The sequence below is a fragment of the Hassallia byssoidea VB512170 genome (genome assembly GCF_000817785.2).
GTDB classification, from domain to species: Bacteria; Cyanobacteriota; Cyanobacteriia; order Cyanobacteriales; family Nostocaceae; genus Hassallia; species Hassallia carrinoi.
In genome coordinates this window covers 80,984-97,519 of the sequence record NZ_JTCM02000014.1, presented here as the reverse complement: position 1 = coordinate 97,519, position 16,536 = coordinate 80,984, and the positions used below count along the sequence as shown (strand labels likewise).

Here is a 16,536-nt window from a genome sequence, read left to right as displayed (position 1 = left end):
CAGACGCGAAGCGCGAACATCCTTTGTGACTCGCTATCGTGTTGAGGATCTTTAAAACAAGCCTGTCCATTTTTGTCTACATGAGTGTGAAACCCCATTCCCCATTACCTATTACCCATTACCCATTACCCATTACCTAGAGCGCAAAATCTCTGAATTTCTTCAATTAATTGGTCGATTTCTGATTCGAGTGTAAAGTAATGGACGCAGGCGCGTACACAATCTGGATCGGCAATTGTTCGAGTTAATATCTTTTGTGATTCTAAAAACTTTACCAGTTGCACGCTGGCTTGGGGTTTGTTATTTGTCAGTTGAAACGAGACTAAACCGCTTTCTGGTGGGGAAGTTCGCAGACATTTGATATCGGGTAACGCTGTTAAGCTTCGCCAAAGGTACTCACTCAAACGGCGAATTTCCTGATAACGTTGTTCAGCTGTTCCCCATTCGTGATGGATAGCGATCGCTTCCCTTAAACCAGCATATAGCGGAAAATCTGAAGTAGCCACTTCATAACGTCGTCCGTCTGGATGCCAATCTACAGGCTTACCTTCACTATCTATCACAACGCTACGCCAACCTATAAAAGTCGGTTTCAGGCTTTCTAGTGCTTCTGGTCGCACATACAAACCACCCACACCCGCAGGACCACACAACCACTTGTGACCCGTAAAAGCATAAAAATCTGCCCCCAATTCAGTTAAATTCAAAGGCATTGAGCCGACAGACTGTGCCGCATCTACGAGAATTCTCACATCATTCTTTTTGCACACTTCCACAATTTTGTCAAGCGGCAAAACTTGACCGGTATTCCAGAGGATATGACTCAACACCAGCAAACGAGTATTAGGGCGTAAGTGTTGGGCGATCGCATCAACCGGATCGCCTTCATTTAAAGTTGCCATCACAGGACAGGTGGTAATTTCCACTTTTAACCTGCGCCCGATTTCTTGTGCGATCGCCACAATACCTTGATGTTCGCAGTCTGTGAGCAGCATATGGTCGCCGGCTTGCCACTCCAGACCCCACATAGCAATATTGCAACCAACAGTTACATCCTCCGTAAGAGAGATTGTTTGCGGTGGTACATTCAATTCCTGTGCGATCGCCTCTTTTACTGCTTTATATTCTGGCACCAACCAGCGATAGAACTCACCACTGAAAGGACCTATATCCTGGATATGGATTTGCGCTTGGGCGATCGCATCCAGCGCCCTTTGCGGCATCGGTCCCTGTCCCCCATAGTTAAAATAAGTCTTATTAGCTAAAGCTGGAAATTGTTCTCGATGGCGATGCAACTCAATTTGTCCTGTAGAAATACTGGTCATAATTGTTAGTGGTTGGTTGTTAGTGGTTGGTTGTTAGTGGTTAGTTGTTAGTGGTTGGTTGTTAGTGGTTAGTTGTTATTGGTTGGTTGTTAGTGGATGGTTGGAGCGTTGGAGCGTTGTTAACAACCAGTCCCCCTTGTCCCCCTTGTCCACGCCAGTCGCTACAACGTTCGTGACCTCCGCAACGCGCTGGCTCCCCTTGTCTCCCTTGTCCCCCTTGTCCCCCCACTCAAGAGCACTCCCCCCCCTCCCCCCCTCTCCCCCTCCCAAACAGCTCTTGCCTAGATTACTCCGATTAGTGCTAATTCTTGTTAGCTTAAAGGAATGTTAATTAATGCTGAACATCTGCTGCAATACCAACGGTGTAAGCGGCGACCTTTTTTAGATATTCACGGTGATAAAAAGCAGCAAGATCCTCCTAATGACTTGCTGCAAAAACTGCATGTAGACAAAATCGCTCATCAACAGAGTATTTTGACACCGTTGAGTTATCACGAACCCGATTATCGTTATGGAGACTGGGAAGCTGGGGCGGCAGCGACTGTAGAATTAATGCAGCAAGGCGTAGATTGCATTTATAAAGGAGTGTTGCTAATAACTTATGGTGAACACACTTTGCTTTCGCGTCCCGATTTATTATTCAAACAGCCCGGACAGTCCAATTTTGGAGATTGGATGTACGTGCCGACGACTATCGAACTAGGTAAGCGTCCCAAACAAGAATATCAAGTTTCGGCAGCATTTCACGCACAAGTGTTAGCGACGGTGCAAGGTGTTGAACCTGAGGCTGCTTGGTTAATATTGCGTACTAAAATGACGAGTTATGAGGTGGAGTTGTCTAAATGGACGCCGCAAATGCTCTCAATTTTAGAAGAGTTTATTCAAACTTTAGAATCACCCGCTGCACCAGAGGTATTTATTGCCCGCCAGAAGTGTAATCTTTGTCACTGGTACAGTAGTTGTTATGCGATCGCTCATTCTCAGAAACACCTCTCACTATTACCAGGAGTCACACCCCTTCGCTACACTCAACTCCAAGCACTTTCCATCACAACAGTAGAATCTCTAGCTAAAACTCTTCCAAGCGTTCTAGAAAATTTGGTTGGGTTTGACAGCGAAGTAGCGCTGAAACTGGTAGTGCAAGCTGAATCTGTAGTCAAAAATCGTCCGTTTATCTTACCTTACGCGATACCTACAGAAGATATCACATATACAGCGCCCATCGAGATTTACTTTGATATTGAAGCGCAGCCAGACTTGAATTTAGATTATCTCTTAGGAGTTTTGGTCGTTGATAGACAAGCCAACACCGAAAAATTTTATTCATTCCTGGCAGAAAAGCCAGAGGAAGAAGAAATTATTTGGCAGCAATTTTTAGAATTAGTTTGGCGATATCCCGAAGCGCCGATTTATCATTTCTGCATTTACGAATTTGATACAGTCAAACGACTGGCGAGACTTTACGGCACTCCGCAGCGAGATGTAGCACCTGTACTGAATCGATTTGTGGATGTATATGAAGAATTAATACAAAGTGTTGCATTGCCGATAGAAAGCTATGCGTTGAAAGCGATCGCTAAATGGTTAAGATTTGAGTGGCGGGATTCAGAGGCGAGTGGTGCTAAGTGTATTTACTGGTACGATCGGTGGTTAGAAACAGGCGATCGCACCTTACTAGAAATTATCCAACGCTACAACGAAGACGACTGTCGCGCCACTCGCAATGTTAAAGACTGGCTAGCTAACTTTTTTCAAAATGAATATTATCTTCGTCAACATAAAATTCTTTCTAATTAAGCGCTTATTACTAAATAGCCAACAAGTTCCTGCGTACAGCAGGACACATTAAAATTTATTTTTTCCCTTTACCCTTTACCCTTTCCCTTATTTTCAAGTCAGGTAGGCGTAAATAAACCAATGTTAGTAATAAGGGTTTGAGCCGCTTAAAACCCTTGCCAAAAGCCAAGAGCTAAAATACCGTTCACTATGAACAAAAACCATTTTTATATTTAATTATACTTACCTAAGTTAATAAAAGATATTCATTATTAGCTATTTATGATATCCTATCTGTGGCTTTTAGCTTTTCACAATAGCTTACCATGCAGCTAATTAAAAAACTCTTAAGCTTGCCGCAAATTATCTACTTTTGTATCTCAATTATCGTCATCAGCATCTTATTCTTTTTCCACAACTTACCCATCAACGCGGTCGAAATAACAAACATAGATTTTATCGGACAAGCTACTTTACCAAAGAATATAACTTTCCAAAAAACCCTAATCGGGGGATTATCAGGAATTACATACGACCCCAAAAAAAACCTTTATTACGTCATATCCGATGACCGTAGTAAAAAAGCTCCCGCACGATTTTACACCCTAAAAATAGACCTGAGCAAAGGTAAATTGGCAAATGGCGACGTTGTTCCTGTAAGCGTTACCACATTGTTAAACGAAAATGGTCAGAAGTTCCCATCTGGTGAGACAGACACAGAAGGTATTGCTTTAACTAGTAAAGATACTGTATTTATTTCTTCTGAAGGCGATGTTAACCAATTAATCAATCCTTTTATTAAAGAATTCTTATTATCTGATGGCAAAGAAATTACAACATTACCAATACCTCAAAAGTTTTTCCCAGATAAAAATGGTAAGCAAGGTATTCGTAACAACTTAGCGTTTGAAAGCCTCACCATCACACCTAACGAAAAGAAACTGTTTACAGCCACCGAAAACGCATTAATTCAAGATGGTTCAGAAGCCAAAGCAAATACTAGCAGTCCTTGCCGTATTTTGCAATATAACCTGCTCACCAAGCAGCTAGAAAAAGAATTTCTTTATCAGACTGAACCAGTCGCACCGCTTTTGGATATTACTAAACATTTTACTAGCGGTTTACCTGATTTACTTGCTGTTGATAATCGAGGTAACTTACTTAGTTTAGAGCGGAGTTTTACAGGCTTAGGGTTTTATATTGCTTTATTTCAGGTTTCCTTAGAAGAAGCCGATGACATTCACAATATCGACAGTATGAAGCAAGTTGATATTAAAAACATTAAACCAGTTAAGAAAAAACTACTATTAGATTTAAGAAAATTAGACGTGTTGCTAGACAACATCGAAGGTTTAACTTTTGGTTCAAAACTACCTGATGGACAGCCCTCATTAATACTAATCAGCGACAACAATTTCAATTCTCTGCAACGCACTCAAATACTAGCCTTTAGACTCAAGATGGAACCAAGGCTTATCAGGTTACTACGCCGTTTAGTCCCGCCGAACTTCAAGCGCTAACTGCTGCGTCGTGTTAGTAGGATACCTAATCTTCAATTTATTTTCTCGGTGTATTTACAGTCATGCTTAGGCAATCTAATTAACCTTAATTTCCGTTTACGTATAATTTCTCATCCGCATTGCTGAATAAATATGTTACACAATGTTTAAAAGCTTTTACATAGAGGTTCAGTGTGGTTTTATCAAAAATTCACCTTTATTTATGTTATTTTTCATATCACATAATAGAGTCTATAAAATACTTTATCTTTTTAGGAGATAAAATTAATATTAAAAAGAATGTGTTATTCATTTATTCTTAAATAAATATTTTTATGGTCGCCAATAAAATTAATATTATGGTAACGCCAAAAAAAGAATTAGATGCTTATATAGGAAAATTTTTAAATAATCGATATTTAATAAGAGATTTAATTGGCAAAGGGGGTATGGGTAGAGTTTACCTAGCAGAAGACGCTGCAAAAGGGGGGATGGCAGTTGCAGTCAAAATTCTCTCGTTGAGTCTGGTAAATCAGCAAATGTCCCAGCGCTTTGTTAGAGAAATTTTTATTGGAGCTCAATTAGGTCGCAAAAGTAAACATATTGTCCGGGTGTTGAGCTACGGAATTACCGAAGAAAAAATTCCCTTCTGTGTAATGGAATATCTTCCGGGTAAAAATTTAAAAAATCTTTTAAAAAATGAAACATTAACAGTAGCGCAGTTTTTAGATTTTTGTCATCAAATTTGTTTAGGGTTACAGTGCGCTCATCAAGGCATCAGCCTCAAAGGAGAGATTTATCCGGTTGTTCACCGAGATATTAAACCAGAAAACATATTTATCGTTGAAGATGTCAAAGTTGGAACAATAGTAAAAATTCTTGATTTTGGTATCGCCAAGTTTTTAACAGAGCGTGCCGGTATGACACTTACAGATTCATTTATTGGCAGTTTACCTTACTGTTCTCCAGAACATATAGAAGGACGTAAACTGCTGGATATGCGTTCTGATATTTACAGTTTAGGAGTGTTGATGTTTGAGATGCTAACAGGAAAGCATCCATTTTACACAACAAGCCAATCCTTTGGCACTTGGTATCAAGCTCATCGCTTTCAAATACCACCAACCTTTGAGGAAGTGAATCCTCAAGTCAAAATTCCCCAGAAATTAGAACAATTGGTAATAAGTTGTTTAGCTAAAGACGCGAGCGATCGCCCACAAAATATCAGCGAAATTTTAACAACCTTAGAAAAGGTAAAAACACAGCTGAATGAAAATATCTCCTTCTTCAGCAACTTGGAAAGTTCATCTACCGTGCAATTAATACCTTTTACCTCAGTATCAGAAAAAGAGTGTTTGCACCAAACTTGGCCCAAAAATAAACCAATTGCACCAATTGGTTTTCCACATTTACTACACACTCCTCAAGGAACCATCCCAACTTTTTGGGCAATGTTACCCGAAAAAGAAATTAGCAAATTTATAGATAAAACAAATGGCACTGACTTTATATCTAAAATGAACATCTATCCAATGATCTTGTGGACAACAATTTTACATAATGCCGATCTGCCTTTAACGCGGTGGTTGTCTTATTTCTTGGATATGAAAGATAGTAGAGGACAAAAAATAGTGCAGATATTAGCAGAGACTGGCTACTATCATCTGCTATTTTTCGCTTTTGAAGAACCAACTCACTGCGCTCATGTCAAGACTTTAACTCTCAATAGCCACCAGCGTCAGCAACTTGCAGATTGGTTAGAGCTTAGTCAAAATTCCCCTGAAGTTATTAATTCCAATCAAGCCAAAGTTATTCTGAAAGCAGAGTACGAAAAGATTAAACCAGAAGTTTTACGAAAATTAGCACTCAATAAAAACAACAGCAAAGTCAATGTAAAAAATTGGCTATTTAAAGTATTTTCTAATTTAGTAAATTTTTTCTTGCGTCCGGAAAATATAGCATAATTCATAATTCATAATTTATAATTCACGCATTATGTACTTGAGGGGATTTAGACCCCACCTGAAACAAAAATGCTTATAGGAGGCACCGGGTACAAACTCTCTTTAATTATGAATTATGAATTAATAATTATTAAGTAGGTTGATTGAGATAATATTTAATTTTTTAATTGCGAAAGCGCAGAGGTTTGAAAAGTGAATCAAAGTGCATTTGCTTGTCCGAATAAGACTGAATTGCTTGCCAATCGTTATCAAGTAAAGCAGTTAATTGGCAAGGGAGGTATGGGTGAAGTATTTTTAGCTTCGGACATCTTGTTAGGGGGAATACCAGTTGCCATCAAGTTCCTTTCTCAAACGGTTTCAAATCCTCGGATGCAAGAGGACTTTGCCCGTGAAGCTCGTATTTGTGCAGTTTTAAGTCAAAAAAGCCTACATATAGTCCGGGCACATGATTACGGCGTGAGTGAACAAGGCAAACCATTCTACGTCATGGAATATCTGTGCGGCAAGAGTTTAAAGGATTTAATTCCTATACCTTTGGCGATGTTTATTACTCTTGGACGGCAGATTTGTTTAGGCTTACAATGCGCTCATGAAGGAATTAACATTGACGAAGAAATTTATCAGCTAGTTCATAGAGATATTAAACCAGCCAATATATTAGTTATACCCGATCCGATATTAGGTCAGTTAGCAAAAATTTTAGACTTCGGAATTGCTAAATTTTTAAATTCTTCAGCAACCGCTAGCACAAATAGAGGATTTAATGGCACTTTGCCCTACTGTTCCCCGGAACAATTAGAAGGAGAAAAATTAGATAATCGCTCTGATATTTATAGTCTGGGTGTAACAATGTATGAAATGCTTACAGGTAAAAAACCTTGGCAACCAGAAACCGACTTTTTTGGGGCATGGTATAAAGCACATCACTTTGAAGCCCCAAGAGCGATCGCCGATATTAATCCCAACCTCAAACTGCCCAAAGAACTTGATGATTTAATCATGGCTTGTCTTGCCAAAGCACCTGACTCGCGTCCCCAAAATATCACCCAAGTCCTAAACATCTTAGAAAAACTAGATCCGTCCACTTATCTCGGCTTGCCTGCAACTTTAATCAAAGCAGAGTACACTGCCACTATCACTCCCTCATCCCCCCCTCTCCCCCTCCCCCCCTCCCTCCCCTTGGGTTCTGGCTTACCTTTAATAGTAGAAAAAGCCTGTTGTCAACTATTTTGGCCCCAAGACAAACCAATTCAGGAAATTGTTTTTCCTCAACTTCTCAACGTTGAACAAGGATTCGCAGCGCTATCGCTGATGATGTCTAAAAAAGAGATAAACAGCCGCGCTTTTTGTACTCGTTACAACCAATTTATCTTTGTCACATCTCCCCATCCGATGCTGCTGTGGCTGACTGTACTTTATAACAAAGGACTCGAACCCAAGTGGCTTCCTTGCTACCTGGATATGCAAAATCCCCAAAATCAGAAACTAGTGTCTTCATTAGCGGAAAATGAACGCTATGCTCTGATTTTCTTTACTTTAGAAGCACCCCATTCCTGCCTTTACGTGATTAGTAGTCGCATCGATCCAACTCAGCGGCAAATGTTGAAAACCTGGGTAGAACACAGTCAAAGCTTACCCCCCTCATCTTTGCCCCAGTTGAGTAAAAACCTCTTAAAACAAGAGTATAAAAAAATGCAATCTCATATATTGCGGCATCTGACATCAACGCCACAGATTGGGTAATGGGGACTGTCTTGACAAGGAGACAAGGGGGACAAGGAGACAAGGAGACAAGGAGACAAGGAGACAAGGAGACAAGGAGACAAGGGGGACAAGGGAGACAAGGAGACAAGGAGACAAGGAGACAAGGGGGACAAGGGGGACAAGGGAGACAAGGAGACAAGGAGACAAGGGAGACTAGTTGCTAACAAAACAACTAACAGCTAACCACTAACAAATAACTAATTCAGAAAAAAGCTTGACAAACAGGGATAGAATAGGCATAATTGGAAAAGTGCAATCTCATGGGACTGTAGTTCAATTGGTTAGAGCACCGCCCTGTCACGGCGGAAGTTGCGGGTTCGAGCCCCGTCAGTCCCGTTAAATTAGTTTGGATTGAATATAAATATAAAATCTAAGCTAGATTAATCATGCTTTAGCGAAGAGAGAATTTGCTGTGACTGTCAGAGTGCGTATTGCTCCGAGTCCGACTGGGAATTTGCATATTGGTACGGCGAGAACCGCTGTATTTAACTGGTTATTTGCCCGTCACCAAGGCGGCAAATTTATTTTGAGAATTGAAGATACAGATGTCGAGCGATCGCGTCCCGAATATACCGAAAATATCCTAGAGGGACTGCGCTGGTTAGGACTAACTTGGGATGAAGGACCATTTTTTCAATCCCAACGCCTCGATATTTACAAAGAAGCAGTAAAAAGCCTGCTAGATAAACAGTTGGCTTATCGCTGCTACACCACCTCCGAAGAACTAGAAGCTTTGCGAGAAGCTCAAAAAGCCAGAAACGAGGCTCCCCGCTACGACAACCGTCATCGCAACCTCACCCCAGAACAACAGGCTGCTTTTGAGGCAGAAGGGCGTAGCTTTGTAATTCGCTTCAAAATTGAAGACGACCGGGAAATTGTTTGGAATGACCTGGTACGGGGAAACATGAGTTGGCAAGGCAGCGATTTAGGCGGTGATATGGTCATCGCTCGTGCCGCAGAAGATGGAATTGGTCAGCCACTGTACAATTTTGCGGTTGTAGTTGATGACATGGATATGCAAATCAGCCACGTCATCCGAGGAGAAGACCACATTGCCAACACCGCCAAGCAAATTCTGCTTTATGAAGCCTTTGGCGCAAAAGTTCCAGAATTTGCCCACACACCCCTAATTTTGAACATCGATGGGCGCAAGCTTTCCAAACGAGACGGTGTTACTTCCATTTTTGACTTCAAGCAAATGGGTTTCACCCCCGAAGCTTTAGTCAATTACATGACCTTATTGGGTTGGTCCGCTCCAGACTCAACGCAGGAAATCTTCACCTTAGAAGAAGCCGCCAAACAGTTTAGCTTTGAGCGTGTGAATAAAGCAGGCGCGAAATTTGACTGGGCGAAACTCGATTGGTTAAACAGTCAGTATATCCACCCAATGCCAGTAGATAAATTGACAGATTTGATTATTCCCTTTTGGGAGAAAGAAGGGTATAAATTTGACCAAGGACGAGAACGTTCTTGGTTAGAGCAGCTAGTTACTTTAATTCAGCCGAGTATGACTCGTTTGACAGATGCGGTAGCGATGAGTCAACTGTTTTTCACTGAAACAGTACCATTTAGTGATGAAGCAGTGGCTCAACTAACGCAAGATGGTGTTGCTGCGGCATTACAGGGAATTATCGCTGCTGTAGATAATCAGCAACTAAGTGAATCTAGCGCCCAAGACATTATCAAACAGGTAGTTAAACAGCAAAATGTCAAGAAAGGTTTGGTAATGCGTAGTCTCCGTGCCGCTTTAACCGGAGATGTTCACGGTCCCGACTTAATTCAATCGTGGTTGCTACTTAATCGAATTAATTTAGATAAGCCGCGCTTGACTGAGGCTATACCGAAAGCTAATTAGCTATTACTTGCTTTGTTGTCGGCATTGTGGGGGCGGACGTTTGTACGCCCCTAATCATTCGTAACAATATAAAGTCCTGAATGCTAAGTCTTGGTAGAGATTGACACTCCCCTGGCTGTTAAGATTTCGCTGTCGCTCATCTTAACGGAAAGCCAGGGGATTCTACATTCTTCCTAGCTACTTGCTCAAGCAGGTTTTCACCAACTAGAGTAGAGGTTGCTAGTCCTGTAGCGTTACTTTGGGACTGCCCGTCCCTAACTTGTCGTGCAAGATTCAAAATATTTATCGCTGCGTTCACGTCTCTTTGCATCTGGCAACCACAACTACATTTATGAGTACGAGTTGAAAGAGACTTTTTCACAATTGCGCCACAATCAGAACACTTTTGAGATGTCATTCTAGGATTGACTGCAACAACTGTGGTATTGAACTTAGCAGCAAAATATTCCAACCAACGACGAAAAAGACTCCAAGCTACATCATTAATGGACTTGGCAAGACAATGATTTTTTACCATGTTTTTAACACTCAAATCTTCATAGGCGACTAAGCTGTTAAACTTGCATACGTTACGCGCGAGTCTCTTCGCGTGTTCATTCCGTTGCCTATTTACTTTTAAATGCTTCCTTTGCATATCTCTGTCTTGCTTTACGCCGTTGGTTCTTTCCTTTTTCTTTCTTATATATCTGACGTTGAGCGTGTTTAATGGTTTTTTCGGCTTTTCTTAAAAACCTTGGGTTTTCTTCATGATGACCGTTGGAATCAGAATAGAAAAACTCAAGACCAACATCCAAGCCGAGTTCGCCATTACCCGTTCTCTGTTCAGTTGTACAGACGCCCAGACAAACGGGCGTCTGTACATCAACCGCGAATTGACAGTAGTAACCGTCAGCTTTTCTAACCAACCGAATTCGTTTAATGGACTTAACAGGGTAGGTCTGAATGTCCCACTTTCCTAACAGTTTGACCTCTCCAATACCTTTTTTATCAGTAAAGGTGATGCGTCGCTTTGTAAGATGTAATGACCATCCACTGGTTTTATACTCAACCGAACGGTTATCTTTCTGGAAGCGTGGGAAGCCGAGCCACTGCCGTGGGCGGGTTTCCCGACTTGAGGCATGTGGCGTTTTTTTGTCTGCCTTCTTAAACTTACAGTTATCGTAAAACCTAGCAATAGATAACCAAGCTCTTTCAGTTGCAGCCTGACAAGCCATTGAATTTAAGTCTTTAACAAATCCAAATTCTTTACGCAGTGCTGTTGAATAATTATTCAAAGCAATCTTATCTATTTTTTGCTCTTTCGGTGCATCCATCCAATATCTAAGAGCCTTATTTCGGATGAACTGAGTAGTTCTAATCGCTTCATCAATAGCTCGATATTGGTGTTGCTTACCCTTAACTTTGTACTCGAAAACCAGCACTGCGGTATCACCTCCTTTATTTAACGCTCCTCAATTTATGATAGCATTAATGTAACGCCATTGAACGCCAGCATGAAAACTAAAAGATTAAACGTAAGGCTAACCGACCGCAGATATTATAAGCTAGTCTTATTGTCAGCCGAGTTAGACCGAACTATTAGCAGTATGATTGATGAATGGATTGATTCTCTGCCAGAACCTAAAAAAGATAGCATCAAGGCAGGGTAAACCCTGCCTTAAAGTGGTTTTCATCCCTGGGCTGAAGCCACAGGGTTTTCAACCTACCCTTTATAAAGAACATAAAAAACTTTCAAAGTCAGCATTACTGAATAATAAATAATTCCGAATCTAAATTAAGTAGTTAATTACTCGCGCCTTGGGAACTTGGCGTGTAAAATTAGTGTCTTAAAAAACACTTAGAAAATTCCTGTAAACAAAATGCCGAAAACATTACTAAATAGAGGGATAAGATTATCGTTCACGATAGTTACGCTTTTAGTGGCATCAGCAATTAATACTGTAGCTTATGCTCAAGAAGTGCCACCGCCCATATTTGGAGATATTCGTGTTGGCGGCAGGTTTTCCCCAGACCCCCTGGTAGTTCGAGGTATGAGTGGTGGTTCCATACGTGCCAGAAGAGTCGCTGGAAGATCAGAAACTGCTACGGGTCCCTGTACTGGGTTTGTGGATGAAGAACCAGATCATACCTTGGAGCTAACAACTAAATTCGACTACCTGAAGTTAGAAGTAGACAGTCCGGAAGATACTACACTGATTGTCACTGGACCTGGTGGCAGCTGGTGTAATGATGAGTTTGACGGTGAAAATCCCGGCATTGTTGGCGAATGGCTTCCTGGAACTTACAAGATTTGGATTGGTTCCTACAACAAAAACAGGTATCTCCCTTATACTCTAGAGATTACAGAATCAAAGTAGGGTTTAGGGAAAGGGATAAGGAGCAGGGGGTTTCACAAACAATAGACACTCATTGACAGCCAACATCTGTAAAATGTCGTGGGGTGTTGAGGATCTAGTAAACGAACTATGAGTGCCATTTTTGTCCAGCATCGGACCTAGGGCAGGGGGCAGGGGAGCCAGTGCGGTCTTGGGGTCTCCCCAAGTGGAGCATCTGGCGTGGCAGGGGACAAGGCAGACAAGGGGACAAGGGGACAAGGAGAATTCAAAATTTAATACTCTCCCCCTGCTCCCCCATCTCCCCATCTCCCCATCCCCCCCTCTTTCCATCCCATCTCCCCCTCTCCTCAAACTCTGCTGGTGTAATGTATTAGAATTAAGTTAAATTTAATTAAGATTCTTAATGGTGTCATGGATTTACCGTAGCGCTTCAATAGCTCTATGGAAATGCGTGTAAAACATAAGATTAAAGAAAAATGGATTTATAAACATCCGTTTCACGGCGTAGTGACAGGGTGAGCAAAAAAAGGATGAAGGATAAAGGATGAAGGATAAAGTACTAAGCTTCGGTTCGAGCCGCAGAAGTATACTTCATGCTTCGCACTTCAGCCGGAAGTTGTCAGCACCATCAGTTGCTACTAGTTAGTTGTTATTGGCATCTAAAGGCAAATTAAAATGAAATTCTCTTGGAGAGTCCTAGTACTCTGGACATTGCCTGCTTTGGTAATTGGCTTTTTCTTCTGGCAAGGAGCATTTGCTTCTTCTCCTGCGGACATGACTAAGAACACAGCCAGTACTCGCATGACCTATGGTCGCTTTCTGGAATATTTGGATGCAGATCGAGTCACCAGCGTGGATCTTTATGAAGGTGGTAGGACAGCAATTGTCGAAGCCGTCGATCCAGAACTCGATAATCGCGTCCAACGAGTGCGGGTAGACCTGCCGATGAGCGCTCCTGAGCTAATTTCCAAGCTGAAAACCAAAGGAATTAGTTTTGATGCTCACCCGATGCGGAATGATGGAGCAATCTGGGGACTGTTAGGGAATCTGATTTTTCCAATTCTATTGATTACTGGATTGTTCTTTTTGTTCCGCCGCTCTAGCAACCTTCCTGGTGGTCCCGGACAAGCGATGAATTTTGGCAAGTCTAAGGCTCGCTTTCAAATGGAGGCAAAAACCGGAGTCAAGTTTGACGACGTAGCAGGCATCGAAGAAGCTAAAGAAGAACTGCAAGAAGTTGTCACCTTTTTGAAACAACCAGAAAGATTTACCGCAGTCGGGGCACGCATTCCTAAAGGAGTGCTGTTGGTTGGACCTCCGGGAACTGGTAAAACTTTATTAGCGAAAGCGATCGCTGGTGAAGCTGGTGTACCTTTCTTCAGTATTTCCGGTTCGGAATTCGTAGAAATGTTCGTCGGTGTCGGTGCGTCTCGCGTGCGCGATTTGTTCAAGAAAGCGAAAGATAACGCGCCTTGTATCATTTTTATCGATGAAATCGACGCCGTAGGTAGACAGCGCGGTGCTGGTATCGGTGGTGGTAACGATGAAAGAGAACAAACCCTGAACCAACTCCTCACTGAGATGGATGGTTTTGAAGGTAACACCGGCATCATTATTATTGCGGCTACCAACCGTCCTGATGTATTAGACGCAGCATTATTGCGTCCCGGACGCTTTGACAGACAAGTAACTGTTGATGCACCGGATATCAAAGGACGCTTGGAAATCTTGCAAGTTCACGCTCGCAATAAGAAACTAGATAAGAGTGTATCTTTAGAAGCGATCGCTCGTCGTACTCCTGGTTTCACCGGTGCTGATTTAGCCAATTTACTCAACGAAGCGGCAATTCTCACCGCCAGACGCCGCAAAGAAGGTATGACCCTGGCAGAAGTTGATGACGCAGTTGACCGCGTAGTCGCTGGGATGGAAGGTACTCCTTTGGTAGATAGCAAGAGCAAACGCTTGATTGCTTACCACGAAGTCGGACACGCTTTGATCGGCACATTGCTTAAAGACCATGACCCAGTGCAAAAAGTTACCCTCATCCCACGAGGACAAGCGCAGGGTTTGACTTGGTTTACTCCCAACGAAGAACAAGGTTTAATTTCCCGTTCTCAGTTGAAAGCAAGAATTACTGGTGCTTTGGGTGGTCGCGCTGCTGAAGATGTGATTTTTGGTCATGCGGAAGTGACTACTGGTGCGGGTGGAGACTTGCAACAGTTGTCAGGAATGGCACGTCAAATGGTAACACGTTTCGGGATGTCGGATTTAGGTCCGCTGTCTTTGGAAAGTCAGCAAGGAGAAGTATTCTTGGGTCGTGACTGGACGACACGATCTGAATATTCCGAAGCGATCGCTCGTCGCATCGATTCCCAAGTTCGGGAAATTGTCGAGCAGTGTTATGACTTAGCAAAGCAGCTGATTCGCGAAAATCGCAGCGTTACCGATCGCTTGGTGGATCTGCTCATCGAAAAAGAAACTATTGACGGTGAAGAATTCCGTCAGATTGTGGCTGAATACACAGAAGTTCCTGAAAAGCAACAGTACGTACCTCAACTTTAATTAATATCTCAACATTTCGGGAATTGGATTTGAAACAACTGTAGTAATAAGAGCTTTCAGCGAACGTTGTTAGGGGGATGGTGAATACCATCCCCTTTTTTTTTCAATTTTGATATATAACAAACTGTAATACAAAGGTGCAAAAATTACTGTCGTGACAACTAACGATCCTCACCTTATCGCTCTGTGCTGTTCTCTAGAAGGTTTATCGGTGGGAGATGCTTTTGGAGAGCGATTTTTTCTGCATCCAGATGTGGTGGAAAGTTTAGTGGCAGCGCGTGCCATACCAGCATCGCCTTGGTACTATACTGATGATACTCAAATGGCACTTTCGATTGTGTCCATCCTGAGAGAATGTGGGGAAATTGACCAAGATAAGCTTGCACAAAGCTTTGCTAAATATTACGTGCGCGATCGCGGTTATGGTGCGTCGATGCATAAATTGCTGACACGGATACAGAATGGGGAAGCTTGGCAAAAAGTAGCGAGAAGTTTGTTTGCAGGACAAGGTTCTTATGGGAATGGTGCAGCGATGCGGGTTGCACCTGTAGGAGCATATTTTGCTGACGATTTGGATTTGGTTGTCACGCAAGCAAAGAAAAGTGCGGAAATTACTCACACTCATCCGGAAGCGATCGCCGGCGCTATTGCTGTAGCGATCGCAGCAGCTTTGGCGCTTGCATTACGAGATTCTTTACCTAGCAAAGAAGAATTTCTCAACTTTATTTTGCCTTATATTCCAGAAAGCGAGGTAAAGTCAAAGATACGCCAAGCTCGTGATTTATCCGAAAAAACACACATTAACTCAGCCGCCGCTATACTAGGAAATGGCACTTATATCTCTGCACAAGATACAGTTCCTTTTGCGTTGTGGTGTGCTGCTCAACACCTTGATAACTACGAAGAAGCACTGTGGTTAACTGTGAGTGGCTTGGGTGATAGAGATACCACTTGCGCTATTGTCGGCGGTATTGTCGCGCTGTCTGCTGGTGTAAAAAGCATCCCTAAAGAGTGGTTGCAAGCGCGAGAACCTTTACCCAAGTGGGATGGAGAAACTATTACTCTGTTCCGTCCTACGGGAGCAAACGAACTGGCTTTGATTCGAGAAAGCGGTTATCGAGAGTTTCCACCGCGACTACCAGAACAGCCGATTTTTTACCCAGTACTTAACGAAGAATACGCTGTACAAATTGCCCGCGATTGGAATGCAGCAACCAATGATACAGGCATCGGCTATGTAACGCGCTTTCAAGTAAAGGCAGATTTTTTAAGTCGCTATTCAGTGAAAACTGTAGGAGCTTTGATGCATCAAGAATATTGGATACCTGCGGAAGATTTGCCAAAGTTCAATCGCAATATTGTGGGTTTGATTGAGGTGATAGCTGAGTTTCGCAAACAAACAGAGTGAAAGTCCGAAATAGAGATGAAGGGTAGGGTAGATAAAATCATACCCTT

At 42.2% G+C, this 16,536-nt stretch carries 13 protein-coding genes, 1 tRNA gene and 1 pseudogene; 12 read left to right on the top strand and 3 right to left on the bottom strand.

All coding sequences use genetic code 11. The annotated features are described in order from the left end of the window. Nucleotides 1–125 precede the first annotated feature (125 nt). Both PI95_RS09865 and PI95_RS09860 read right to left on the bottom strand, forming a co-directional pair. Nucleotides 126–1,325 carry an aminotransferase class V-fold PLP-dependent enzyme gene (locus PI95_RS09865; protein WP_039738024.1) on the bottom strand — a complete coding sequence of 400 codons (1,200 nt, stop codon included), beginning with the start codon at nucleotides 1,323–1,325 and terminating at the stop codon, nucleotides 126–128. A gap of 61 nt (nucleotides 1,326–1,386) precedes the next feature. Next, nucleotides 1,387–1,554, bottom strand: a complete 168-nt coding sequence (locus tag PI95_RS09860) for a hypothetical protein (RefSeq protein ID WP_163518754.1) — start codon at nucleotides 1,552–1,554, stop codon at nucleotides 1,387–1,389. 95 nt (nucleotides 1,555–1,649) lie between these two features. On the opposite strand from PI95_RS09860, the gene PI95_RS09855 reads away from it, so the two are divergent. The 7 genes from PI95_RS09855 to gltX all read left to right on the top strand — a co-directional run bounded on the left by PI95_RS09855 (nucleotide 1,650) and on the right by gltX (nucleotide 10,183). Then, nucleotides 1,650–3,122: a TM0106 family RecB-like putative nuclease gene (locus PI95_RS09855; RefSeq protein WP_039738020.1), complete on the top strand. Its 1,473-nt coding sequence runs from the start codon at nucleotides 1,650–1,652 to the stop codon at nucleotides 3,120–3,122. Nucleotides 3,123–3,427: 305 nt separating this feature from the next. Then, a complete protein-coding gene (locus PI95_RS09850) occupies nucleotides 3,428–4,621 on the top strand; it encodes an esterase-like activity of phytase family protein (RefSeq protein ID WP_039738018.1) in 1,194 nt (397 codons plus the stop codon). A gap of 338 nt (nucleotides 4,622–4,959) precedes the next feature. After that, nucleotides 4,960–6,564 (top strand): serine/threonine protein kinase, encoded by a 1,605-nt coding sequence (locus tag PI95_RS09845; protein WP_039738357.1) that lies wholly within the window; start codon nucleotides 4,960–4,962, stop codon nucleotides 6,562–6,564. A gap of 192 nt (nucleotides 6,565–6,756) precedes the next feature. Next, on the top strand, nucleotides 6,757–8,307 hold the full coding sequence (locus PI95_RS09840) for a protein kinase domain-containing protein (RefSeq protein ID WP_039738017.1): 1,551 nt from the start codon (nucleotides 6,757–6,759) through the stop codon (nucleotides 8,305–8,307). Further along, nucleotides 8,307–8,492, top strand: a complete 186-nt coding sequence (locus tag PI95_RS09835) for a hypothetical protein (protein ID WP_201280378.1) — start codon at nucleotides 8,307–8,309, stop codon at nucleotides 8,490–8,492. Before PI95_RS09840 ends, PI95_RS09835 begins: the two co-directional genes overlap by 1 nt. Before the next feature lie 98 nt (nucleotides 8,493–8,590). Next, nucleotides 8,591–8,664 (top strand) — tRNA-Asp (locus tag PI95_RS09830). A gap of 76 nt (nucleotides 8,665–8,740) precedes the next feature. Further along, nucleotides 8,741–10,183 (top strand): glutamate--tRNA ligase, encoded by a 1,443-nt coding sequence (gene gltX, locus PI95_RS09825; protein ID WP_039738015.1) that lies wholly within the window; start codon nucleotides 8,741–8,743, stop codon nucleotides 10,181–10,183. A 136-nt stretch (nucleotides 10,184–10,319) separates the two neighbouring features. Here gltX and PI95_RS09820 read toward each other — a convergent pair. Continuing rightward, nucleotides 10,320–11,604 (bottom strand): annotated as a pseudogene (locus tag PI95_RS09820) (RNA-guided endonuclease InsQ/TnpB family protein). A gap of 72 nt (nucleotides 11,605–11,676) precedes the next feature. Between PI95_RS09820 and PI95_RS09815 the strand changes: the two are divergent. The 5 genes from PI95_RS09815 to PI95_RS35780 all read left to right on the top strand — a co-directional run bounded on the left by PI95_RS09815 (nucleotide 11,677) and on the right by PI95_RS35780 (nucleotide 16,489). Further along, on the top strand, nucleotides 11,677–11,832 hold the full coding sequence (locus PI95_RS09815) for a hypothetical protein (RefSeq protein WP_163518744.1): 156 nt from the start codon (nucleotides 11,677–11,679) through the stop codon (nucleotides 11,830–11,832). Between the two features lie 210 nt (nucleotides 11,833–12,042). Next, entirely contained in the window at nucleotides 12,043–12,540 is a 498-nt protein-coding gene (locus PI95_RS09810) for a hypothetical protein (RefSeq protein WP_039738014.1), read from the top strand. A 161-nt stretch (nucleotides 12,541–12,701) separates the two neighbouring features. Continuing rightward, a complete protein-coding gene (locus PI95_RS09805; RefSeq protein ID WP_163518753.1) occupies nucleotides 12,702–12,893 on the top strand; it encodes a hypothetical protein in 192 nt (63 codons plus the stop codon). Between the two features lie 301 nt (nucleotides 12,894–13,194). After that, on the top strand, nucleotides 13,195–15,081 hold the full coding sequence (ftsH2, locus tag PI95_RS09800) for an ATP-dependent zinc metalloprotease FtsH2 (RefSeq protein ID WP_039738012.1): 1,887 nt from the start codon (nucleotides 13,195–13,197) through the stop codon (nucleotides 15,079–15,081). Between the two features lie 154 nt (nucleotides 15,082–15,235). Next, the gene (locus PI95_RS35780; protein ID WP_063842291.1) at nucleotides 15,236–16,489 is read left to right on the top strand and encodes an ADP-ribosylglycohydrolase family protein; all 1,254 of its coding nucleotides are present in this window, start codon (nucleotides 15,236–15,238) and stop codon (nucleotides 16,487–16,489) included. The last annotated feature ends 47 nt before the right edge of the window (nucleotides 16,490–16,536 follow it).

Excerpts from the sequence above, each read along its gene's own strand:
- PI95_RS09855 (WP_039738020.1), top strand. The coding sequence starts at position 1,650 with ATGTTAATTAATGCTGAACATCTGCTGCAATACCAACGGTGTAAGCGG.
- ftsH2 (WP_039738012.1), top strand. The coding sequence starts at position 13,195 with ATGAAATTCTCTTGGAGAGTCCTAGTACTCTGGACATTGCCTGCTTTG.
- PI95_RS09810 (WP_039738014.1), top strand. The coding sequence starts at position 12,043 with ATGCCGAAAACATTACTAAATAGAGGGATAAGATTATCGTTCACGATA.
- PI95_RS09850 (WP_039738018.1), top strand. The coding sequence starts at position 3,428 with ATGCAGCTAATTAAAAAACTCTTAAGCTTGCCGCAAATTATCTACTTT.
- PI95_RS09845 (WP_039738357.1), top strand. The coding sequence starts at position 4,960 with ATGGTAACGCCAAAAAAAGAATTAGATGCTTATATAGGAAAATTTTTA.
- PI95_RS09835 (WP_201280378.1), top strand. The coding sequence starts at position 8,307 with ATGGGGACTGTCTTGACAAGGAGACAAGGGGGACAAGGAGACAAGGAG.
- PI95_RS09865 (WP_039738024.1), bottom strand. The coding sequence starts at position 1,325 with ATGACCAGTATTTCTACAGGACAAATTGAGTTGCATCGCCATCGAGAA.
- PI95_RS09815 (WP_163518744.1), top strand. The coding sequence starts at position 11,677 with ATGAAAACTAAAAGATTAAACGTAAGGCTAACCGACCGCAGATATTAT.